Genomic DNA, 21,745 nt, shown 5'->3' on the forward strand with positions numbered 1-21,745 from the left:
CCCGTCGGCAGGAGGGCAGCGCCGATCGCGGCGCGGTCCCGCCGAGCGGGAAACGCCGGAGCGGTGCGGGGAGCGGTGGGGGGTGGAGCGCCGTCCCGCGCGCGGTTGCCGACACCTGCGCGGGAGTGCTCGGGAGGGGGGCCGTGTGCGGGCACGACCTTGAGGAGCGCCACGTGCGCGCCACCCGTTTTCTCGAGCGGGGCGCTGCGGCCGGATCGTGTTGTCGGCGAACGGTGAGGACGCTACCGTCACGCTCCGCTGTGGAGCAATACACGCAGCGCGCGCGCCCGGCGCGGCCACTCGATCGGCGGCAAGCGCTGTCGGACGGCAGGGTGGTGCGCGTCCGGTCGTCGTGCGGAACCGGCGCGGAGGTGGTGTCATCACCCGCCCGCAGGCGCCGTCAGCGCGCGGCGAGGCCGTTCTGATAGGCCCAGACCACGGTCTGCAACCGGTCCCGCGCGCCGATCTTGGTCATGGCCCGCCCCAGGTGCGACTTGACCGTGCTGGGCTCGATGAACAGCGCCTCGGCGATCTCCACGTTCGACCTGCCCTCGGCCAGCAGCACCACGACCTCCTTCTCCCGCGCGGTCAGCAGGTCCTCGACCGCGGGGTCGACGGCGGGCAGCGGGGCGCGGCGGGCGAACTCGCCGATCACCCGGCGGGTCACCGCCTGGTCCAGCAGGCCCTGGCCCGCGGCGAGCCTGCGGATCGCGGAGACCAGGTCCTCGGGGTCGCAGTCCTTGAGGACGAACCCGCTGGCGCCCGCCTCCAGCGCGCCGAACACGTACTCGTCCAGGTCGAACGTGGTGACCACGAGCACCGGCGGCGGGTCGGCCAGGGTGGTGGTGATGCGGCGGGTGGCGGTGAGGCCGTCGCCGCCGGGCATCCGCACGTCCATGCACACCACGTCCGGCTTGAGCCTGGCCACCAGGTCGACGGCGCCCGCCCCGTCGGCGGCCTCGCCGACCACGCGCAGGTCGTCCTCGCTGTCGAGGATGACGCGGAAACCGGCGCGCACGACCGCCTGGTCGTCGACGAGCACCACGGAGATCACGGGGAGGGCCTCCACCTTCGGGGTCAGGTCGGGAGGCTCACCATGACACACCAGCCGCCCGCGGCCGTCGGCGCGGCGGTGAACGCCGCCCCGATCAGCTGCGCGCGCTCGCGCATCCCGATCAGCCCGACCCCGCTGCCCGGTCCGCCGCCCGGCCGCCGGGGCCGGTCGTTGACCACCTCCAGCTCGACCTTCCTGGGCAGGTAGCGCAGGCTGATCCGCACGGGCGCGCCGGGCGCGTGCTGGCGGGCGTTGGACAGCGACTCCTGCACCACCCGGTACAGCGCGATGTCCGCGATCGGCGGCACCGGCCGCTCCTGCCCCTCCCGCACCAGCTCGACCCGCGCGCCCAGGTCGGCAGCGGTGCGCACCAGCCCGTCCAGCACCTCCAGGCCCGGCACGGGCGCGTCCTCGCCGTCCGCGCCGCCGCGCAGCACGCCCACGACCGCCCGCAGGTTGTCCAGCGTCTCCCTGCCCTGCCCGCGCAGCCACACCACGCCCTCCTTGGCGGCGGCCGGGTCGCGGTCGATCAGCCGCTCCACGGCCGAGGCCTGCACGACCATGCCGGACAGGTGGTGCGCGGCCACGTCGTGCAGCTCGCGGGCCATGCGGGCGCGCTCCTCGCCGATGGCCGAGGCGATCCTGGCCCGCTGCTCGCGCTCGGCCTCGTCGGCGCGCAGCCGCAGCAGGGCGGCGTAGCGGCGCTGGGTGGCGAAGTAGTTGCCCACGAACACGCCGCCGACGAACGCGAGCAGGCTGGCGGCGGTGTGCCCGAGCAGCGCGGCGAACGGCGAGCTGGGCACGTCCGGCTCCAGCGCGAAGCCCATCACCATGCTCGACATGGACGACACCCGGCCGAGCGCCAGCGCGCCGACCGTGATGACCAGCTCCAGGCCCGACGCCGCCGCCGCGACGGCGACCGCCCGGCGCACCGGCAGCAGCGAGCCGAGCGTGATGGCCGCGACGAACGGGGCGAACCCGCGCACCGAGGCCGCGTCGGGCGTGGCGATCGTGATGGCCGCCTGGATGACCGCCATGACCGCCATCAGCGGCACGGGGGCGACCCGGCGCAGGCACAGCAGCAGCGCCTGCGCCAGGATCAGCGCGCTGATCGCGAGCTTGCGGGTGGCGCTGAACACGGTGGGCGACGAGGGCAGGTCGACCTCGAACAGGACCAGGAGCATCCCGGCGCTGAGCGCCGCGACGACCACCGCCAGCAGGCAGTCCCTGGCGAGGGGGCCGGTCACGCCGATCCGGGTGAGCAGTCGGTCGAGCCTGCCAGGGGGCCAGGCGCCACGGGGGTGGTCGTCCATGAGCGTGAGCGTCCTCGGTGCGGTCCGGCGCGCGCCGGGCGGGGTGGCCCGGCGCGCGCCTGGGGTGGGGTCAGTAGGAGATGTCCGGCGCCAGGAAGTTGAACTCCACGGCGAACCAGGCGAGGCCGATCAGCGCCAGCAGCACCAGCGCGCTGCCGACCACCCTGGTCCAGCCGGTGCGGCGGCGGGCGTCGTCGTACAGGCGGACGCCCGCCGGGACCACCGCGAGGGCCGCGAGCAGCTGGAGCAGCTGCAGGGAGCGGATCTGCGCGGCGGGGATCTCCTGGAGCTGCATGAGCGCCGTCACCGAGGCGGCCCAGCCCGCGGCGGCGAGCACGCCGGACAGGGTGCCGACCTTGGCCAGGACGCGGGCGAGGCGACCGGCGCGGTCACGGGGCGCGACACCCGCGCTGCGGCGGGCGACGGCGGCGATCGGCCAGGAGACGACGGCCAGCACGAGGACCACGAGCGAGCCGAGCAGCACCGGCAGCACCAGGCCCGCCGAGCGCTGCGCCGGGGTGGGCAGCAGGGTGAACACGTCCTCGTAGGCGATGCCGGTGACGCGGCCGTCCTCGATCCGGGTGGCCAGCACGCGCTGGCCGCCGACCTCGCGCCAGGTGTGCTCGCCGACGGCCTCGTAGACGGCCGGGCTCGCGGAGGCGGGGCCGGGCTGGAACAGCAGGGTGCCGTCCTCGCGGGCGGTCACGGTGGTGCGGCTGGTCAGGTCGATCGCGGAGAGCAGCGTGGAGTCCATGCGGCGGGACGAGTCGTACTCGCCCTGGACCCGCGCGGCGAGCTCCACGGCCTCGTCGCGGGCGAGCGGGGCGGCGTCGTGGTCGTACTCCATCGCCGAGGCGCCCTCGGTGCTCGTGCCCCCGGTGCTGGCCCCCTTCGGGAAGTAGCGGTCGGCGAAGCCGTTCAGCACGGCGTTGCGCACGCCCTGCACGCCGCCGTTGACGCCGGTGCTGTTGAACGAGACGAACAGGCCGGTGCCCTTGCCCGCGCCCGCGCCGGGGTAGAGCTGGAGGTGCGAGTGGAAGAAGTTGGTGTCGCCGCCGTGGCCGATGATCCGGTGGCCGTTGCGGCTCTCGTCGAAGAAGCCCAGGGTCATGCGCGGGCCGTCGGCCAGGCCGCCGAGCTGCTCGGCGTCGAGCGCGCCCTCGTGCATGAGCTTCATCGTGGCCTCGTCCAGCAGCGGCGTGCCGCCGGTCTGGGCGCCGAGGTGGGCCAGCATGAAGCGGGCCATGTCGGTGGCGGAGGCGGTCAGCGCGCCGGCGGGCGGGGTGGTGACGATCTCGAACGGTTGCGCGACGGGGTTGGCGGAGTCGTTGTAGCCGCCGGACATGCGGTCCTTCAGGCGTTCGGGCAGGGGCTGCTCGAACGAGGAGGAGGTCATGCCGATCCGGTCGAAGACCTCGCGCTCCACGTACTCCTCGAACCGGGTGCCGGTGACCCGCTCGACCAGGTAGCCGGCGAGGGAGTTGCCGTAGTTCGAGTACGCGGGGGTGGTGCCCGGCGCGTACACCTGCGCGGGCGGGTCGGTCACCAGCGCCTCGCGCAGGTTCGCGGGGACGCCGTCCAGGCGGAGCAGGTTGGCGACGCGCTCCTCGAAACCGGGGGTGTGGGTGAGCAGGTGGCGGGTGGTGATGGGGGTGTCGAACTCGGTGGGGAGGTCGAAGTCGAGGTACTGCTTGATGTCGGCGTCCAGGTCGATCTTGCCCGCCTGGACCTGCTGCATGACGGCGGTGGCGGTGACCAGCTTGGACACCGAACCGGGCCGGAACAGGTGCTTCTCCGGGTCGACCGGGGTGGGGGCCTCGCCGGTGTTGCCGTTCTCGCCGGTGTCGGCGAGCCCGTAGCCGCGCGCGGTGAGGACCTGGCCGTCGTGGACGACGGAGACCGTGGCGCCGACGACCCCGCCGTTCTCCAGACCGGCCGGGATGACGCCGTCGAGCCAGGCGTTGACGTCGGCCGGGGTGAGCCGGGCGGTCTCGGGCGCGGCGGGGGTGGTGACGTGCGGGGCGGGCCCCTGGCCGGGCGCCGCGCCGCAACCGGCGAGCAGCGCGGCGGCGGCGACCGCGACCAGCGCGCCGACCCTGCGCGAACGGGCGGCGCGCGTCGGCGCCGAGGGCCTCGGGGGTGCGTCGTGGGGGCTCACGTGCTCGGTGCTGCCTTCCGGGACGGGGTGGGCCGGACCAGGTGGCTGCGCGGTCCGGCTTCGGTTGCCCTAGAAGCTATTGCGGGCGGCGGGGGTGGGTCTTCTGGCGCAGGGCGGGGATCGGTTTGCGACTTGAGTAGGAGGTCGCCTCCTGCGCGGGGACGACAACGCGGCGCGCGTGGTGGGGCGGGCGCGGTGAGGCGGACATGGCGGGGTGCCCGGTCCGCAGGGATGCGGGGCCCGGTCCGCGGGGAGGGCGGGCCGGGCGCTGCGCGTCACTCGGGGGTTGTGGTCAGGCGGTGAACGGTCGACCACCGGCGCGGTGCCACTGGAGGATCAGGGCGGTGACCTGGAGCGCGGTGCAGAGCAGCACGGACATCCCGAACCGGAGGAACCGCCCCAGCTCGCTCCTGGGGTTGTCGGCCAGCGCGGTGAGACGACGATCAGGAGGGCGCCGGCCAGGTAGCCGATGGGCGGGAACAGCGCGGGCCCGATGAGCAGCAGCACCAGACCGGCGATGTCGACCTTGGTGAGCGGGAGCCGCGCGGGCGGTTCGGCTGCCGGGGCCCTCACCGCGGCCACGTTGCCGCCACTGCCCTCATCGCTGTTGCTGTCGCTGTTCGCACTGTTGCTGCTCACGCTCGGGTGCTCGTCGATGGACTCGTTCACGCGCGTTCCCCCTCGCCGGCGATGAGCCCGCGCTCCCGCAACACCTCGACCAGCTCGACCGCGTACCGCTCGCGCTCGCGGAGCAGGGCGAGCACGCAGTGCTCCACGACCCCCGGCGCATCTGCGCCAGCGGACTGCGCTCGACGCCCCCGGCTTCCATGCGACACGCGTTACCTTGCACCGCAAGGTAACGGCGGCGCACGCCGAACCCGCAGCTCAAGGCACTACCGCCAGCCCAGCAGCGAGCTCCGGCAGCGCGCTCCCCACAAGCCCTGGTGGTGGCGGCCGACACGCGCGCCCGGCGGTGCGCCCTGCCCCAGGCATCCCAGGCATCCCTCGGCCACGCGTCTGCCCCACCCGCCTACCTCTCCCCCACCGCCTTCCACGCGGTCACTTCTGCTCGGTCATCTCTCGTGGTCACTTCTGCAGTGCCGTCGCCAGTGCCGCCAGGGCCTCGGAGACCTTGATCGGGTCCTGGTCGGCGAACAGCGGGGGGTGGTCGGGGTCTTTCGTCCTCTCGTCGTCTCGCTCGTGGTGCAGGTGGACCGGGCCCACCGGGATGTCCGGGAGGCCGTCGAAGGAGCTGTGCGGCAGGTCGCGGGACAGGGCCAGTTGCATGATCACGTCGTCCGAGGGGCGCGACGCGAGCCACTGGCCGTAGCCCCTGCGCTCCCAGCCGTGGCGCAGCAGGCCGAGGAGTCTGCCCGGCTTCGCGGGGACACCGTCGAAGCGGGTCACGGTCGAGCCCGCGCGTTCCTCGTCGGTCAGGGTGAACACGCGTCTGCCCAGCTGCTGGAACGGTTGCACGATCTCGTAGTCGGCGAACAGCTCCGACCACGCCGCGACGTCCGGGCCCAGGTGCACCGGGTGGGCGATGCGCAGGAGCGCGTCATCGGGGAGGGGGACGGTCGTCTCGGACAGGTCCGCCGCCGTGCCGTCCTCGGACAGGCGGAAGTGCGTCACCCGGTCGCCGTCGCCGTCGAGCAGGGACAGCACCAGGCGCTCGACCGGGTCGCGCTGCAGCGGGTGGCCGAGGATCACCTCGCGGAACTCCCGGACCGTCCACGTCCGCCCCGACACCATCGCCCGCTCCATCCGGGCCAGCTGGTCGCGGGCGACGGTGCGGATTCCCTTGCACAGCGCCTTGAACCGGTCCTGCGCGGCCTGCGCGAGCTCCCGGTCATCGGTATCGGCGAGCTTCGGGGCGCTCTTGCGGCGCTTGCCGTCCGCGGTGACCAGCAGCGGGGTGAGCAGCTCGTCGAACGCGAGCGTGAACCGGCGCGGGCCGTAGTCGAAGACCTCCCCGGCGGTGAGGCCGAAGTCCGGGACCATCAGGTCGGCGAACTGCTCGTCGGTGAGGCCGAGCTTGGCCGAGACCTCCCGCACCCGCGCCCGCGCCGCGCCCTCGACGCTCTTGAACTTGGCCTTGCGCGCGATGGTGTCGAGCTGGTGCATCGCGACCTTGGTGCCGATCCCGACCAGCGCGTCCAACCCCACCGCGGCCCGCTGGTGCGCGCCCTGACCCGGCCAGGCGCCGACCAGCTCGGCGAGGTCGACGGCGGTCCGGTCGTCGCCGAGGAGCCCCTGGGACTGCAGGACCCAGAAGTGCTTCGGCTCGGCGCCCTCGCGCAGCCACAGCCGCAGCAGCGCGAACCCGAACCGGGCCAGCGGCTCGGGCGCGCACACCCGCTTCACCGGTTCCAGCCCCGCCGCGCGGGCGTCGGGGGCGGCGGCGAGCACGCGCAGCAGGTTCCGGACCGCCGACTCGGGCAGCGCCCGGCCGTCCGCCAGCAGCACCGGCGGCAGTTCGGGCACGGCGGTGTCCAGCCAGTCGGGCAGGGCGGGGGCGTGCGCGAGGAGGACGTCGAGCGGGTCGCTGTCCAGCAGCACCCGCACCGCCGCCTCGGCCTCCGGGCCGTACTCGGCGGCCACCGCCAGCACCTCGGCGACGCGCTCGGGCGTGGCGACCACCCGCAGCGCGGCCTCGGCGGCCTGGCCAGCGGGGGTGGGACGGTTCGGGTTCGGGCGGTTGAGCAGGGCCGGGATCAGCGGGCGCAGCGCTTGCGCGCCGTGCCGGGTGAAGTGCTCGGTGGCCCGCTCGACGGGACCGCCCCGACTGGTGAGCCAGCGGGCGAACCGGGACGCGCTGCGGGCGTCGGTGAGCGGGAGGAGCACGGACGCCACGGCGTGCTCCTGCGAGGCGGGCGCCCGCCACAGCAGCGTGGCGGCGGCGTGGCCGTGGGTGGCGACCAGGCGGGGACCCCAGTCGGGCAGGTCCCAGAACGACGCGGGCTCCCAGCGCTCCAGGAGTTCGGGGAGCAGGTCGGGCGGCGCGTTGAGCAGCACCGCGTGCTGCCGCTTCGACCCGTGCTCCCCCGCGATCGTCGCCCGCACCGCCTCCGGCCAGTCGATCGACGGAGTGGGAGCGGGGGTGGGGGTTGGATCGGGTGAGGCGGCACCGGACCCTGGGTTCACGGCAGCGCCAGACAGCGGGTTCGTGGCAGCACCGGCCCCTGGGTTCGCGGGGGCACCAGACCCTGGGGGCGCGGCGACGCCGGACAGCGGGTTCGTGGTGCCAGACCCTGGGTTCGTGGCGGCGGCTCCCGGCGAGGTGGTGCCGGACACCGTTGGCGCGGCGGCTCCGGGTCCTGGAGTCCCGGACGCCAGCGACGCGGCGGTGCCGAGTCCCGGAGCACCGGGTGGCTCGTCGGAGCGCGCCGGGGCCGCCGACTCGGGCGCGGCGAGTTCCGGCAGGCCCGTCGTCTTCACCAGGTGCGCGGGCAGCGGGCGGGACGCCCACTCCTCGCGTTCGCCCGGCAGCCACGACTCGCCCGGCCGGTCGATCACCTTCAGGCCCTTGACCTTCGGGAACTTCACCCGGCGCGTCTCCCACGGCGGGTCGGCCAGTGGCCTGGGCAGGTCGGTCGGGGGCGCCTCCGGCAGGCCGTGGTTCGTGGCGGGTGCGGCGGGGCGGATGCGGGACGCGCGCTCCGGGAACAGCTTCCTGGCCGTCCGCAGCGGGATCGGGTGGGTGTCGGCGTGCTCGGCCACGACGGCGAACGCCGCGTCCGACGGGAACTCGGCGACCAGGTCGAGCACCTTGCCGCGCAACGCCTTCGTCAACCTCGGCAGCAGCGACACCAGCCTCGGCAACACCGCCCTCGGACCGATCGCGTCGACCAGCGTCGGGAACGCCCAGCCGCGCGCGTCCAGGCCGTACAGGTCGCTCAGGTGCAGGAACCGGTCCAGGTCGTCGGGGGTGCGCGCGCTCGCGGCGAGCATGGCGAAGTCGTTGCCTGCGCGGTACGGCCCCGGAGCGCCGACGCGGGCGAACAGGTCGTCGGCCCACGCGTTCTCGTCGGGCACGAGGAACGACGCGAGGACGCGCGCTGCCATGTTCGCGTCGCGGTGCGGCTGCATCGCGGCCAGCGCCGCGGCGCGGACCTCGTCGGGCGCGGTGGCGAGCGCGCGGCGCAGCAGCACCGCGCCCCGGTCGAACACGTGGAGCGAGGAGTAGAACGTGTCCGGGTCCGCCTTCTCGTGGCACCAGGCGGTGCGGCCGTCCACCAGCACCGGGCCGCCGTCCATCCGGATGCCCGTGGCGGCGAGGACGGCCTCGGCGGCGAACGGGACCCCGTGCCTGCCGGTCCAGTCGACCACCAGCAGCGCCAGCGCCTTGCCCAGGTTCGGCGAGTGCACCCTCGCGCACAGCGCGTGGTAGAGCAGCGCCGCCCCCATCGGCTCGGGATCACCGGCGAACAGGGCGTTCAGCGCCGCGAAGTGCTCGCCCGACGGGTGCACCGCGTCGCGCGCCCTGCCGACGAGCGCGTCGACCACGGCCCGGTCCTGTCCCGTGGCCACGACCGGCGCGCCCGGCCCCCGACCGTCACCGCGCCGGGGCAGCACCTGCCGCGCCCGCGCGCCCCCCATGACGTACCTGTCCACCGTGGACACCCTTCCCCTCGCTGGGAATCGCTGGTCAGGACGCTAACGAGGGGGTCTGACAATTTCCGGGGGCCGGGGAGGCCGGGGGGAGGCGGGTTCGCCCGATCGGGTCGTCAGGGGTCGTCAGCGGGGCGCGGCGGCGGCGAGGTGCGCCAGTTCCTCGGACAGCCGGACCGGGTCCTGGTCGCCGAACAGGGGCTCGGGGCCGGGGGAGCCCTGGTCGACCAGGTCGAGCGCGCCGAGCCGGATGCGCGGGAGCCCGGCGAAGGAGCCGAACGGCACGCCCCGGTCCAGGTGCAGGACGAGTTCGGTGCTGCCGTGCAGGGGCTTGGTCAGCCACGGCTCGGACCGGCCGCCGCCGAGGTCCTCGCGCCGCCAGCCGCGCCGCACCAGGGCGAGCAGCGCCCCCGGTGCGGCCTGCGCGCCGTCGAACCTGGTCAGGGTGCTGGTGGCGCGCTCGGCGGCGGTCAGCGCGACCACCGGGCGGCCCAGTTGCGGGAAGGGCTGGACGACCTCGTGGTCGGCGAGCAGCTCGGCCCACGCGGGCAGGTCGGCGCCCAGGCCCAGCGGGTGGACGACGTGCAGCCGGGTGTCGTCGGGCAGCGGGACCGGGGTGTCCACGAGGTCGGCCGCGGTGCCGTCCTCGGCGACGCGGAAGCGGGTTCCGCCCGCCGTGGACCAGAGCAGGCGGTCGACCAGGTCGCGCAGCAGCGGGTTGGCGCGCAGGACGCCGTGGAACTCGGCCGCGCTCCACGTCCGGCCCTCGACCATCGCGCGCTCCAGGCGCTTGGTCTGGTCGCGGACCACCGCGGCGGCGGGGCGGCCGTGCGGGACGAGGCGGTCGGCGAGCTGCTCGGCGTCCAGGCCGACCGCGCGGGCGGCCTCGGCGATCCGGCGGGTCGCGTCCGCCCTGAGCACGGGGAACTTGGCGGTGCGGGCGATGCGGTCCAGGCCGCGCAGCGCCTCCTCGGTGCCGATGCCCGCCAGGACCGCCAGCCCGGTCGTGGCGCGCTGGTGGTCGCCCTCGCCCGGCCAGCGCGCGACCAGCGCGGTGAGCTCGGCGGTGGCGCGGTCGTCGGCGAGGTCGGACTGGGCCTCCAGGACCCAGGTGGACGCGGGTTCGGCGCCCTCGGCGAGCCAGCGCTCCAGGAGGGCGGAGCCGAAGCGCGCCAACGACCCCGCCTCGCAGACCCGCTTGACCGGGACGAGGCCCGCGCGGCGGGCGTCGGGGTGGGCGGCGAGGACGTGCAGCAGGTTGCGCACGGCGGGCTCGGGCAGGGCGCGGCCCGCCACGAGCACCGGGGGCAGGGCGGGGATCGCGCGGTTCAGCCAGCCCGGTGGGGTGGTGGGGGTGAGCGAGTCGAGCGGTCCCGCGTCGAGGAGGGCGCGCAGGGCGTCGGCGCGACCGAGTTCGGCGGCCATCTCCAGGAGCGGCTCGCGGTGCTCGGGGCCCGCGAGCAGGCGCAGCGCCGCCTCGGCCGCGCGGCGGGACGGCCCCGGTCCGCCGAGCAGGGCGGGCAGGAGGGGGCGCAGGGCGTGCGCGCCGTGGCGGGTGAAGTAGGCGGTGACCTCGGCGAGCGGGGGCGTGCGGCGCAGCAGCTGGGTGGCCAGGAGCTTGGAGGTGTCGGCGTCGGCCAGCGGGACCAGGGCCGAGGCCGCGACGCGCGGGACGTGCTTGACGGCGTCCCTGAGGAAGGCGGACGCGGCGTGGCCGTGCGTGGCGGCCAGGCGGTGGGCCCAGTCGGCGAGGCGCACGGGGTAGTCGGGGCGCCACGTGGCGAGCACGGGGGCGACGACGGCCTCGGGGGCGTTCAGGAGGAGGGTGAGCTGCTGGTGCCGGGCGAGCGCGCCCGCGTGGAGGGCGGCGACGGCCTCGGGCCAGTCGGGGAGCCCGCCGGGGTCGGCGAACTCCTCGGGCAGGGGGCGGGCGGCCCACTCCTCGCGCTCCCCCGGCAGCCAGCGCTCGTGCGGGCGGTCGGCGACGCGCAGGGGCTTGACCTGGGGTTTCGGCGTTTCCCACGGCGGGTTCACGAGCGGGCTGGGCAGGTCGGCCGGGTCCGCCTCGGGGTGGGCAGGCCTCGGGGTGGGCTCGGGTTCCGGGGCGAGGCGGGCGGCGCGGAGCGGGAAGCGGTCGCGGGCCTTGCGCTGGACGGGCGGGGTTCCGGCGGTCAGCACGAGGGTGAACGCGTCGTCGGACGGGAACTCGGCGATGACGTCCAGGACCTTCGCGCGCTGGGGCGCGGTGAGGGTGGGGAGCAGGCGGGTGAGGCCGGGCAGGGCGGCGCCTGGGCCGAGGGTGGCGACCAGGGTCGGCAGGGCCCACGAGCGGGAGGTGAGGCACTCCGGGTCGGCGCGGTCGACGACGGTCTCGAACTGGGCGCGGTCGGCGACGGTGGCGACGAGGAGGGCCAGGTCGTGGCCGGGGGCGTCCGGGTCGGCGGCGGCGATCTCGGCGCACAGCTCGACGGTCCAGGTCGGGTCGTCGGGCAGCAGGAACGCGGCGATGGCGCGGGCGGCCGGGGTGGTGCGGTGGCGGGCGATCGCGGTGCGGGCGGCGGCGCGGACCTCGTCGGGCGCGTGCGCGAGGTCGTGCCGGAGGGGGACGGCGCCCCGGTGGAGCGTCCAGAAGGGGTGGTAGTGCTGGTCCTCGGGTGCGGGGTGGGGGTCGTGCTGGTAGGAGAGGGTGAGGGCGGTGGCGGCGGTGACCGCCCCGGCGGCGAACGGCAGGCCGTGGTCGGCGGCCCAGCGGCGGGTGAGCAGGCGCTGCGCCTTGGCCTTGCCGGGGGAGGTGACCAGGCTGTCGAGCGCGCGGTAGAGCACGGCCGCGCCGAACGGGTCGGGGACGCCGCGCAGGAAGGTGTCGAGCCGGGGGACCGCGGCGACGCGGGAGCGGGCGCGCAGGCAGAGGTCGGCGACCAGGGCCAGGTCGGCGGGACCTGGGGGTTTCCGCGGCTCGGGGGCGCTGCCGTCGCCGCGCCGGGGCAGCACGTGGCGCGCCAGGGCCGGCCCCATGGCGTAGGTGCTCTCGGTGGCGTCCATCGCTCCCCTTTTCCGTCGGGGTGGACGGTAGCGGCGGGGTACGACAAAACCGGTTCCCCTCGGGGGCGGGATCGAGGACGAGGAGCACGTGGTGGTCGGGGTGGGGGTTCGGTGAGGCGGGGCAAGCGGATCAAGCAGGCCGGGGCGGAGAACGATCCGATGGGGTTCGTGCGGATGGTCGCGGTGTCCGCCACCGGGGAGCACCAGCGGAAGGAAGTCCACAGCGGACTGCTCGCGCAACTGCTGGGCCTCTTGCCTTTGCGGCACGACGAGGACCAGGACTGGATCACGGGCGTCGCGGAAGCCCTCTCGCGTGCGCTCGGCGGCCCGTACCGCGTCGGGACCGTCGAGGCGGCCTGGGAGGACGAGGTGCTGCGGCGGGCGCGGGAGCGGTTGGCCGTCGAGCTGGGGTGAGCCGCTCCCGCGCCGCGGGTCAGTCCAGGACCGCCACGGCCTCCACCTCGACCAGGTGCTCGGGCACGTCCAGCGCGGCGACGCCGATCAGGCTCGCGGGTGGGACCGGGACGCCGCCGAGGTCGGCCGCCGCCCGGGCCACGCCCTCCAGGAACTGGGGCATCTTGTCCGGGGTCCAGTCCACGACGTAGACGGTCAGCTTGGCCAGGTCCGCGAGGGTCGCCCCGGCGCCCGCCAGGCCCTTCGCGACGTTGCGGTAGCACTGGGCCACCTGCTCGGCCAGGTCGCCATCGCCGACCGTCGCCCCGGTGGCGTCCCAGGACACCTGACCGGCCAGGAACAGCAGCTTCGAGCCGGTGGCCACGGACAGCTGGCGGTAGGGCGGCACCTCGGGCAGGCCCTCGGGGTTGATCAACGTGATGGCCACGGCCGGTCTCCAACGTGGTCGGTGGGCGGGCCCCTCGTGGGCTCGCCGCGCCCCATGAACATAACAAAGCAATGCTATGGAATGCGTGGACGTGACGAGCGCTACTCCGGACCCGGAAGCGGCGCACGCGATCAGCGCGCGGCGCGCCACCGGACCCGGGACGATGCCGATCATGCGGAGTTCACTGTTCAACCACGCCGAGCGGCAAGTCGAGCCGGGGAGCTTCCAGCTCCAGAACGAGCGGATGCTCAAGGTCGACCTCACCGGCAGCGGCGGGTTCTTCTTCGCCAAGCAGGGGTCCATGGTCGCCTACCAGGGCGACGTCGACTTCGCCTACGAGGGCGCCGGCGGGATCGGCAAGCTGTTCAAGAAGGCGTTCACCGGCGAGGGCATGTCGCTGATGAAGGTCTCCGGCAGCGGCGACGTCTTCCTCGCGCAGGACGCCGACGAGATCTTCGTGCTGCACCTGGAGAACGAGTCCGTCACCGTCAACGGCGGCAACGTGCTCGCGTTCGAGAGCGGCCTCAAGTGGGACATCAACCGCGTCGAGGGCGCGTCGATGCTCAGCGGCGGGCTGTTCAACACCACGTTCACCGGCACCGGCGCGCTCGCCGTCACCGCGTTCGGGACGCCCGTCGTGCTGAACGTGGACGTGCCCACCTACGTGGACATGCAGTCCGCCGTGCTGTGGTCGACCTCGCTCCAGTCCTCGATCAAGAAGACCGCCAAGCTGGGCGCGATGATCGGGCGCGGGTCCGGCGAGGCGTACCAGCTGGCGCTGAGCGGCCAGGGCATCGTGGTCGTGCAGGCCTCCGAGGGGCACCCGCCGCCCCAGGCCGCGGGCTGACCGGATCGCCTGGGGCGCCTCGAAACCGAGGCGCCCCAGGCGGTTCAGCCGTGCAGGGCGTCACGAGCCTCTCCAGGGCGATCGCGTTCAGCGGGCCCTGGTAGAGCGAGTCGGACAGGGACGTGGAGTCGCGCTCCTGGGCGGCTTTCGGCGGCTTTCCAGTGCGGGAACCGGGCGAACAGGTCGTCGGCCAGGGCGGCCGGGTCGCCCTCCGGGCCGAACAGCCCGATGACCGAACGCGTTCACGCCACCGGCCCGCGCCACGACGTCGTCGTAGACGCCGCCCGCGAGGACGGCGGGCAGCCCGTTGCCGCACGTCGAAGATCCGCCCCAGCTCCAGCAGCAGCTCGAACGAGGACTCGGTGGACTGGCCGAGGTAGCGGTCGCGGTCGGGCCGGTTCCCGTTGTGCCCCGACGCACAGCGCGCGGGAACCGCGGGCCGGTCGCGGTCAGGGGAGCTTCTTCACCCAGAACGAGTGCGACCGCGAGTCGGTGCCCCCCGCTCTCGGTGACGCCCTCGACGGGGAGGGAGAAGTAGTCGGCCCTGGACGGCGTCCACCGGATCGTCGCCGTGCCGCTCCGGTTCGGCCACCGGCCAGAACGCGAACTGCCCGGTCCTGCGGTCGCCGTCGGGGTCGCTCGTGCCTGCCGAGACGACCGGGCGGCCGGTGGTGACGTACGGGTGGGCGCCGCACGCGACGTGGTCCAGCAGCAGGGCGGACGGGGTCGCGGGCGGGTGGTTGCAGGTGACGCTCAGCCCGGAGCTCGACACGTCGTGCACGCGCGACCCGGTCGGGTCGCCCCGGTGCTCCTCGGCGACGCGCACCACCACCGCGAGGGACCCGCGCCCCTGGGCGACGGCCCGCGCGACGGCGTCGCGCGCGTCCCACCGGGGGTAGCCGGGGCACTCCTTCGCGGAGGGACGGTCCCGGTCTCGTCGACCCAGGTCCCGGTCGTGGCCTCGGCGGCGCCGTTCGACGTGGTGGGCGCGGCGGAGTCGACGTTCACCCTGGTGATCGGGTAGCGGTAGTAGCTGGACGGGGCCGCCGAGGCGGTCCCCACCGCGGTGACGAGGCTGCCGAGCAGCGCGGTGACGCGAACCCGTGCGGGTGCCGGGCGCAACACTCCCCCCGCGGGCGGCACCTGGCAGTGGGGCCCGTCAGCCGTCCAGGAGCGCGGCGAGCAGCGCCTCCGGCGTCTCGACCTGCGGCAGGTGGCCGGAGTCCGGCAGGACGGTGAAGCGGGCGCCGGGGATCGCGGCGGCGTACGCCCGGCCGTAGCCGACGTCGACGATGCCGTCGCTCGCGCCCCACACGACGTGGACGGGGATCTCGGTCGCGGCGAGCCTGCCCAGCAGGGTCGGGTCGGACATCGTGGGGCCCGCGTAGGCGAGCAGGGCGCGCACGTCCGGGCTCGGACCGGGCGCGCCGGGGGCCTGCGGGCCGGGACTCTGCGGGCCGGGCGCCTTGGCGGGGTCGTGGAAGGACAGCGCGCGCAGCTCCTGCGGGCTCAGGCCCCGCACGTCGGTGAGCGGGTGGCCGTCGACCTCGATCCCGATGCCGTCGACCACCACCACCTCGGTGACGCGGGGGCTGCCCAGCAGGGCGAGCTCGGCGGCCACCCAGCCGCCGAAGGAGTTGCCGACGACGGTGACGCCGGTCAGGTCGAGGCGGTCGAGCAGGTCGGCGTACGCGGCGGCCAGGTCGCGCGTGGTGGTCGGGGAGTCGGGGCGGTCGGCGCCGCCGAAACCGGGGTGCGTGGGGACCAGGACCCGCGCGCCCGCCCGTTCGGCGAGCAGGGCGGCGAAGGACCGCACGGTGGGGACGCCCGCGCCGCCGTGCAGGAGCAGGAACGCGCGGGTGCGGTCGTGCTGCTCGACGGTGATGCCTGCGATCCGGGTGGTGCTCACGGGTGCCTCCTCGGGGCGGTCCTGTTAGTTAAGGAACCTTAGGTCAGGTTCCTTAACTAAGCAACCTTGCAGCCGTCGCCGGGGTTGCCTACGCTCTCGGCGTGCCTTCGAAGCAGCGGGTCGGACTGGCGGTCAAGCGGTTGCAGTGGCGGCACCACCGGGAGGCCACCCGGCGGCTGCTGGCGGGCGCAGGGCTGTCGCTGGTGCAGTGGGACGTGCTGCGGCACCTGCGCGAGGACCCGGACGCCTCGCTGCGCGCGCTCGCCGCGCTGACCTTCCAGACCGACCAGTCGATGGGCGAGCTGGCCAAGCGCATGGTCGAGCGCGGCCTGCTGCGGCGGGTCGACGGCGGCGGGCGGGCGGTGCGGCACGCGCTGACCGACGAGGGGATCGCCGCGCACGAGGCCGGGTCCGGGATCGTCGACGAGGTGCTGGAGGAGACCGTGGGCGTGCTGACCGACCGCGAGCGGACGGAGCTGCTCGTGCTGCTGGAGAAGGCGTTGGGCGGTGGGGAGCAGGCGCCGGGCGGGATTGCCTAGGCATCGCCGCGCACCGGATCTGGGCAACTCCGACCGACGCGCGGGAGCCGCCCCGGCGACCACCATCAGGGCTCGTCACAGCGCGACCGCACCCGGTCGCGTCCGAGCATTGGAGCCCCGCGCATGTCCTCCGCAGCCCTGTCCCCGACCGCCCGCCGCCGCTGGTGGTGGGCCTCCTGGGGCCTGGTGACCGTGCTCGCGATCGCCATCACGGCCATCTCGGTCCCGCCCTACCTGACCGGCGGCGCGAACTTCCCCCTCGACCGGACCATCGTCGGCTACTACACGAGCCTGGTCCTGCACTCGGTGCCCGCCGGGCTGACGCTGCTGATCGGGCCGCTGCAGTTCGTGCCGAGGCTGCGGGCCCGCTTCCCGCGCGCGCACCGGATCTCCGGGCGGGTCTACCTGCTCTCGGTCGTCGCGGCCTCGGCGACGTCGGCCTACGCGACGGTCGTGACGCCCAGCGGGTTCCCGCTGCAGGTGGTGTTCACCATGCTGATCGTGGCGTGGCTGTACACGGCGTTCGAGGCGTACCGGACGATCCGGCGCGGCGACGTGCGGATGCACCGGGTGTGGACGGTCCGCAACTACACGCTGACGTTCGCCGCCGTGACGCTGCGGGTCTACCAGCTGACCGGCATGGCGCTGCTGCCGTGGGTGGACTACCGGGACATGTACACCACGAGCGCGTGGGCCGGGCTGCTCGGGAACGTGCTGATCGCCGAGTACTTCATCGTGCACCGGATGCTGGCGCCCAAGACCCGCAAGTCAGCGCCCGCGCCGACGCAGACCGCCGCGATCGGCTGAGCTGCGGCAGGACCGACCCGCTCACGGCAGCCGGTCCAGCGCGACCAGGTCCGGGTGGTCCTTGAGCTGCCTGCGCGAGGTGATGCCGAGCTTGCGGAAGATGTTGCGCAGGTGGGCGTCCACGGTGCGCTTGCTGACGAACAGCTGCACCGCGACCTCCTGCGAGGTGGCCCCGCCGACCACGAGCCCGGCCACGGCGACCTCCTGCGCGGTGAGCTTCTCGCGGTCCGCGCCCGCCCGCCGGTCGACCCGCTCCCCCGCCGCGCGCAGCTCGTTCTCGGCCCGGCGCGCGAAGCCCTCGGCCCCGGAGGCGGACAGCAGCTCGTGCGCGGAGCCCAGGTGCGCCACCGCGTCCCGGCGGCGTCCCTTGCGGCGCAACCACTCCCCGTACAGCAGGTGGGCGCGGGCCCGGTACGGCACGAGGGGGCTGCGCGCGAGGAGGTCGACGGCGTCCCGGTAGTGCTCCTCCTCGCCGGTGACGAGCCCGCGCGCGCAGGCGGCGACGCCGAGGCCGGACGGGGTGGGGCTGGCCTCGGCGCGCTCGGTGAGCGCTTCGAGGGCCTCGGCGGCGACCGCGTCCTCGCCGCAGCGGACGGCGGCCTCCACCAGCTCCGGCAGGACCGCGCCGACCAGGAACAGCCTGCTGGGCGCGGTGGCCTCGCGCGCGGCGGCGAGCGCGGCCGGGTGGTCGCCGAGGCCGTTGGCCAGCAGGGCGGTGGTCCAGTGCAGGTTGGTGACGCGCCCACCGCCGGGGCCCCGGTTCGCGGACTCGGCGAGTTCGAGGGCGTCGGCGCGCCTGCCGCGCAGGGCGGCCAGGTGCAGGCGGGGGTGGGCCAGCGGGGGTTCGCCCAGCGCGTCGGCGACGGCCTCCTCCTCGGCGGTGGCGGCGAACGCGACCGCGACGTCGCCCACGAGGGTGGCGCAGGTGGCGCGCTGGGCGAGGCCCAGGCGGAGGGCGACCGGGGAGCCGAGGTCGCGGCCGGTGGTCACCAGGTGCTCGGCGATGGCGGCGAGCGCGTCCAGGTCCCACAGCTCGGCGGCGACCATGACGGAGATCGCGGGCCATCTCGTCCACAGTGGACTTCCGTTGCCGTGCAGCGCGGCTTCGAGCGCGGGTGCGGCGACGCGGTAACCGCCGCGGGACAGGGTGATCAGCGCGTCCAGGACGTCGGGTCGCGCGGACGGCGGCGCGGTGCGGGCGGCCCGGTTCACCACCTCGTCGACGACTCCCCCGCCGCGTCCGACGAGCAGGCTGGTCTCGATGGCCTCGACCAGGCAGTCGCGGGCCCGCTCGGCGTCCACTGAGGACAGCCGTTCGGCGGCGCCGACCATCAGGGCCGGTCCGCTGCCGTCGTCGGGGCGGGTGAAGGCGACGCGCCCCCTGAGCAGTTCGACCGAGGCGCGGCGGGATTCGTCCAGCGGGGCGGGGTCGACGGTGCCGAGGAGGGTGGAGGCGGCGTCGCCGTCGCCCGCGTCGAGGTGGGCGCGCACGGCGGCCAGGGTGCGCGCCAGGCGCGGTCCGGCGTCCGGGGACAGCGCGGCGGAGCGCTCCAGGAACGCCGCAGCCGCCGCGACGCCGCCGCGCGCCTGGGCGCGGGAGGCGCAGCGCTCCAGGTCGGTGGCGACCTCGGCGTCCGGGCTGGTGGTGGCCTGGGCGCGGTGCCAGGCGCGGCGGTCGGGCGCGAGGAGCGGGTCGGTGACCTCGGCGAGCGCGCCGTGCGCCCGTCGGCGCTCGTCCGGGGACGCGGCGCGGTAGGCGGCCGAGCGGGCGAGCGGGTGGCAGAAGCGGATGCGCGCGCCGAACTCGGCCAGTTCGGTCGCGGCGGCGTCCGCGCCCGCCTGCCGGACGTCAACGCCGAGCAGGCGCGCGGCGGGCCACAGCAGGTCGGGGTCGCCGGTGGGGTCGGCGCTCGCGGTGGTGAGCAGCAGCCGGGCGGGGGCGGGCAGGGCGTCGAGCCTGCGCCGGAAGCCGAGTTCGACGCGGGTGGACGCGGACGCAGGTCCGGGCGGCGCGAACCCGCCCGCGCGGGGCAGTTCGAGCAGGGCCAGCGGGTTGCCGCGCGCCTCGGCGACCAGGCGCTCGCGGACCCGCTCGTCCAGCGGGAACGCGCCGAGGAGGGCGCGGGCGGCGTCGTCGCCCAGGCCCGCCACGGGGAGGCCGGGCAGGCGGTCCAGGTCGGTGGCGGGCGGGCGGGTGGCGAACAGGACCGCGACGGGGTCGGCGGCGATGCGGCGGGCGAGGAAGGTCAGGACCGTGGTGGAGTCCGGGTCGAGCCAGTGGGCGTCGTCGACCAGGCACAGCAGCGGGCGGGCGCGGGCGGTGGAGGTGAGCAGCTCCAGGGTGGCCAGGCCGACGCGGAACGGGTCGGGCGCGCCCTCGGCGAGCCCGAACGCGACGCCGAGCGCCTCGCGGTGGTGCGGGGAGACCCGGTCGAGGTGCGGCAGGAGCGGCACGCACAGCTGGGCGAGCCCGGCGTAGGGGAAGTCGCGCTCGAACTCGGCCCCGGTGGCCCGCGCCACCGCGAAGCCGGTCGCGTCGGCGAGCGCCCGGTCGAGCAGGGCGGACTTGCCCGCGCCGGGCTCGCCGGTCAGCACCAGCGCCCCACCCCGCCCCTCGCGCGCCGCGCCGAGCACCGCCGAGATGGCGGCCAGCTCGCGGGTCCTGCCGACGAGCGGGGTGGACGCGGGCGCGGGGGTGGCGCTCATGGCCGGAACGGTAGTTGATCAGCACCGGGCGCGGGGGCGGGCCCCGGTGGCGTCCCCCGCGCTCGGAGGACGCCGCCGGGCTCCGGGTTGTTCACCCCACCTCGCAGGTCCCGCCCTCGGCGCGCCCGGTGTCGAACAGCCGCACCGCGAACTCCGCGCAGGGCGAGGACTTGAGCGAGCCGTGCCGCTCGTCGGTCACCGACAGCAGCTCGCCGCCGATCACCTCGCGCACCCGCTCGGCCCACGGGTGCGGCGTCGCCTGCTCCTCGGTGTGGCCCGACCAGCAGCAGCGGGCTCGTGCCCGCCGCGTGCGGCGGCGCGCGCTGCTCGCGGTTGCGCCACCACGCCGGCGGCGCACTCCCGGTTGCGGGCGGCGTCGGCTTCGGCGAGCGACCGGGCTTCGTCCTTCGTGGACGGGAAGCGACCGGGTTCCACGTCCGGCGGCGCGGCTCTCCCCGACGTGCCGGGGCATCGTGACGCCCTGCTGGCCGGGCCGCCGGGGTTGAGCACGACGGCGCGCTCGGTGGCGCGCAGTCGGCTGCCGGCCAGGTCGATGGTCCGGTCGTCGGGGTCCCAGCCCGCGGCGACGTCCGCGCAGGGCTTCCAGTCCAAGCCCTCCCCGGTGCTAGCGCGGGCGCGGTCCCGGCGCCCGGTCAGCCCAGGGTGAACAGGGCCGAGGGGTCGAACGGGGCGAGCTCGTCCTCCCGGCCCTCGCGGACCTTGCGCGGCCACTCCGGGTCGGCCAGCAGCGCGCGGCCGACCGCGACCAGGTCGAACTCGTCGCGCTCCAGCCGCCGCAGCAGCGGCTCGATCCCGGTGCGGGAGACCTCGTTCTCCCCGAACTGCCCCGGCCGGGACAGGCTGCTGACCATGTCCAGGTCCAGCCCCACCGAGCCGACGGTGACGACCGGGCGACCGGTGAGCCGCTTGATCCACCCGGCGAGGTTGAGGTCGGAGCCGGGGAACCCGGGTTCCCAGTAGCGGCGGGTGGAGGCGTGGAAGACGTCCACCCCGGCGGCGACCAGGGGGGCGAGGACGCGCCCGAGGGCGGCCGGGTCGTCGGCGAGCTTCGCGTCGTAGGCGTTGCCCTTCCACTGGGACAGGCGCAGGAACACCGGGAAGTCGGGTGGCACGGCGGCCCGGACGGCGGCGATCACCTCGGTGGCGAAGCGGGTCCGCGCGACCGCGTCCCCGCCGTAGCCGTCGGTGCGGCGGTTGGTGACCGACCACAGGAACTGGTCGATCAGGTAGCCGTGGGCGGCGTGCAGCTCGACCCCGTCGAAGCCCGCCCGCTCGGCGGCTGCGGCGGCGCGGGCGTACGAGGCGGTGATCGCGTCGATGCCGCGCTGGTCGAGCACGGTGTGCGGCTCGGTCAGCGGCAGGCCGTCCGGTCCGACGCCGGACGGGGTGACCGGGCGGAAGTCCGCGACGGGCCAGTGGCTGGCGTCGGGGGCCGCGCCGACGTGCCACAGCTGGGCCACGATCGGCACGCCCTCGGCGTGCACGGCGTCGGTGACCCGCCGCCACCCGGCGAGCGCGGCGTCGCCGTGCATCCGGGGGGTGCGGCTGCTGGGGCCCGAGGCCGGGTCGTCCAGGTAGACGCCCTCGGTGATGATCAGGCCGACGCCGCCCGCCGCGTGCCGGGCGTAGTAGCGCGCCACGTCCTCTCCCGGCACGCCGTCCGGCGAGTGCTCGCGGGTCATGGGCGCCATCACGACGCGGTTGGGCAGGTGGAGCGGGCCGAGGCGGTGGGGGCGGAACAGGGCTTCCGCGCCGCGCGTCGGGGTGCCGGTCGGGTCGGTGCCGGTCATGTCGTGGAACTCCTCGTGAGCGGCCCCGGAGGGTCGGCGCGCCGGGTGCGCGCCCTATCCGGAGCAACCGCTCCGCAAAGCTAGCACAAAACGGAGCGATTGCTCCG

At 75.5% G+C, this 21,745-nt stretch carries 17 protein-coding genes; 5 read left to right on the forward strand and 12 right to left on the reverse strand.

The features are described from left to right. Positions 1-400: 400 nt before the first annotated feature. The 6 genes from AMIR_RS21235 to AMIR_RS21255 form a co-directional block, all read right to left on the reverse strand. Entirely contained in the window at positions 401-1,054 is a 654-nt protein-coding gene (locus AMIR_RS21235; RefSeq protein WP_015803002.1) for a response regulator transcription factor, read from the reverse strand. 23 nt (positions 1,055-1,077) lie between these two features. Next, positions 1,078-2,367, reverse strand: coding sequence for a sensor histidine kinase (locus tag AMIR_RS21240; protein ID WP_015803003.1), 1,290 nt, complete (start codon positions 2,365-2,367; stop codon positions 1,078-1,080). A gap of 70 nt (positions 2,368-2,437) precedes the next feature. After that, on the reverse strand, positions 2,438-4,525 hold the full coding sequence (locus tag AMIR_RS21245) for a serine hydrolase domain-containing protein (RefSeq protein ID WP_015803004.1): 2,088 nt from the start codon (positions 4,523-4,525) through the stop codon (positions 2,438-2,440). A 336-nt stretch (positions 4,526-4,861) separates the two neighbouring features. Further along, a complete protein-coding gene (locus tag AMIR_RS39385) occupies positions 4,862-5,194 on the reverse strand; it encodes a hypothetical protein (protein WP_015803005.1) in 333 nt (110 codons plus the stop codon). 417 nt (positions 5,195-5,611) lie between these two features. Further along, the gene (locus AMIR_RS36000; protein WP_143760834.1) at positions 5,612-9,139 is read right to left on the reverse strand and encodes a DUF4132 domain-containing protein; all 3,528 of its coding nucleotides are present in this window, start codon (positions 9,137-9,139) and stop codon (positions 5,612-5,614) included. Positions 9,140-9,262: 123 nt separating this feature from the next. Continuing rightward, positions 9,263-12,178: a DUF4132 domain-containing protein gene (locus AMIR_RS21255; RefSeq protein WP_015803008.1), complete on the reverse strand. Its 2,916-nt coding sequence runs from the start codon at positions 12,176-12,178 to the stop codon at positions 9,263-9,265. Between the two features lie 111 nt (positions 12,179-12,289). On the opposite strand from AMIR_RS21255, the gene AMIR_RS21260 reads away from it, so the two are divergent. Continuing rightward, complete coding sequence (locus AMIR_RS21260) at positions 12,290-12,592, forward strand: hypothetical protein (protein WP_015803009.1); 303 nt, start codon at positions 12,290-12,292, stop codon at positions 12,590-12,592. 19 nt (positions 12,593-12,611) lie between these two features. On the opposite strand, the gene AMIR_RS21265 is transcribed toward AMIR_RS21260, so the two are convergent. Beyond that, a complete protein-coding gene (locus tag AMIR_RS21265) occupies positions 12,612-13,019 on the reverse strand; it encodes a RidA family protein (protein WP_015803010.1) in 408 nt (135 codons plus the stop codon). Between the two features lie 172 nt (positions 13,020-13,191). Here AMIR_RS21265 and AMIR_RS21270 point away from each other — a divergent pair, with 172 nt between their 5' ends. Next, positions 13,192-13,866 carry an AIM24 family protein gene (locus AMIR_RS21270; protein WP_041838115.1) on the forward strand — a complete coding sequence of 225 codons (675 nt, stop codon included), beginning with the start codon at positions 13,192-13,194 and terminating at the stop codon, positions 13,864-13,866. 775 nt (positions 13,867-14,641) lie between these two features. Then, positions 14,642-14,890: a hypothetical protein gene (locus AMIR_RS21275; RefSeq protein ID WP_015803012.1), complete on the forward strand. Its 249-nt coding sequence runs from the start codon at positions 14,642-14,644 to the stop codon at positions 14,888-14,890. Between the two features lie 135 nt (positions 14,891-15,025). Here AMIR_RS21275 and AMIR_RS21280 read toward each other — a convergent pair whose 3' ends face one another. Beyond that, positions 15,026-15,775, reverse strand: a complete 750-nt coding sequence (locus AMIR_RS21280; protein WP_015803013.1) for an alpha/beta fold hydrolase — start codon at positions 15,773-15,775, stop codon at positions 15,026-15,028. Between the two features lie 101 nt (positions 15,776-15,876). On the opposite strand from AMIR_RS21280, the gene AMIR_RS21285 reads away from it, so the two are divergent. Then, entirely contained in the window at positions 15,877-16,314 is a 438-nt protein-coding gene (locus tag AMIR_RS21285; protein WP_015803014.1) for a MarR family winged helix-turn-helix transcriptional regulator, read from the forward strand. Between the two features lie 123 nt (positions 16,315-16,437). Beyond that, on the forward strand, positions 16,438-17,121 hold the full coding sequence (locus AMIR_RS21290; protein ID WP_015803015.1) for a DUF2306 domain-containing protein: 684 nt from the start codon (positions 16,438-16,440) through the stop codon (positions 17,119-17,121). A gap of 21 nt (positions 17,122-17,142) precedes the next feature. Here the strand turns inward: AMIR_RS21290 and AMIR_RS21295 are convergent, their stop codons facing one another. From AMIR_RS21295 to AMIR_RS21305, 4 genes are all read right to left on the reverse strand, one after another. After that, on the reverse strand, positions 17,143-19,827 hold the full coding sequence (locus AMIR_RS21295) for an ATP-binding protein (protein ID WP_015803016.1): 2,685 nt from the start codon (positions 19,825-19,827) through the stop codon (positions 17,143-17,145). Positions 19,828-19,918: 91 nt separating this feature from the next. After that, complete coding sequence (locus AMIR_RS40455) at positions 19,919-20,059, reverse strand: hypothetical protein (protein WP_187313430.1); 141 nt, start codon at positions 20,057-20,059, stop codon at positions 19,919-19,921. Beyond that, entirely contained in the window at positions 20,047-20,439 is a 393-nt protein-coding gene (locus tag AMIR_RS39390; protein WP_143760835.1) for a hypothetical protein, read from the reverse strand. Before AMIR_RS39390 ends, AMIR_RS40455 begins: the two co-directional genes overlap by 13 nt. A 41-nt stretch (positions 20,440-20,480) precedes the next feature. Further along, positions 20,481-21,638 (reverse strand): NADH:flavin oxidoreductase, encoded by a 1,158-nt coding sequence (locus AMIR_RS21305; protein WP_015803018.1) that lies wholly within the window; start codon positions 21,636-21,638, stop codon positions 20,481-20,483. Positions 21,639-21,745 lie beyond the last annotated feature (107 nt).

Origin of the sequence: Actinosynnema mirum DSM 43827 (genome assembly GCF_000023245.1) — a bacterium.
Classification (GTDB): Bacteria; Actinomycetota; Actinomycetes; order Mycobacteriales; family Pseudonocardiaceae; genus Actinosynnema; species Actinosynnema mirum.

Coding starts and splice junctions, on each gene's coding strand:
- AMIR_RS21290 (WP_015803015.1), top strand. CDS start 16,438: ATGTCCTCCGCAGCCCTGTCCCCGACCGCCCGCCGCCGCTGGTGGTGG.
- AMIR_RS21305 (WP_015803018.1), bottom strand. CDS start 21,638: ATGACCGGCACCGACCCGACCGGCACCCCGACGCGCGGCGCGGAAGCC.
- AMIR_RS21270 (WP_041838115.1), top strand. CDS start 13,192: ATGCGGAGTTCACTGTTCAACCACGCCGAGCGGCAAGTCGAGCCGGGG.
- AMIR_RS21255 (WP_015803008.1), bottom strand. CDS start 12,178: ATGGACGCCACCGAGAGCACCTACGCCATGGGGCCGGCCCTGGCGCGC.
- AMIR_RS21295 (WP_015803016.1), bottom strand. CDS start 19,827: ATGAGCGCCACCCCCGCGCCCGCGTCCACCCCGCTCGTCGGCAGGACC.
- AMIR_RS21240 (WP_015803003.1), bottom strand. CDS start 2,367: ATGGACGACCACCCCCGTGGCGCCTGGCCCCCTGGCAGGCTCGACCGA.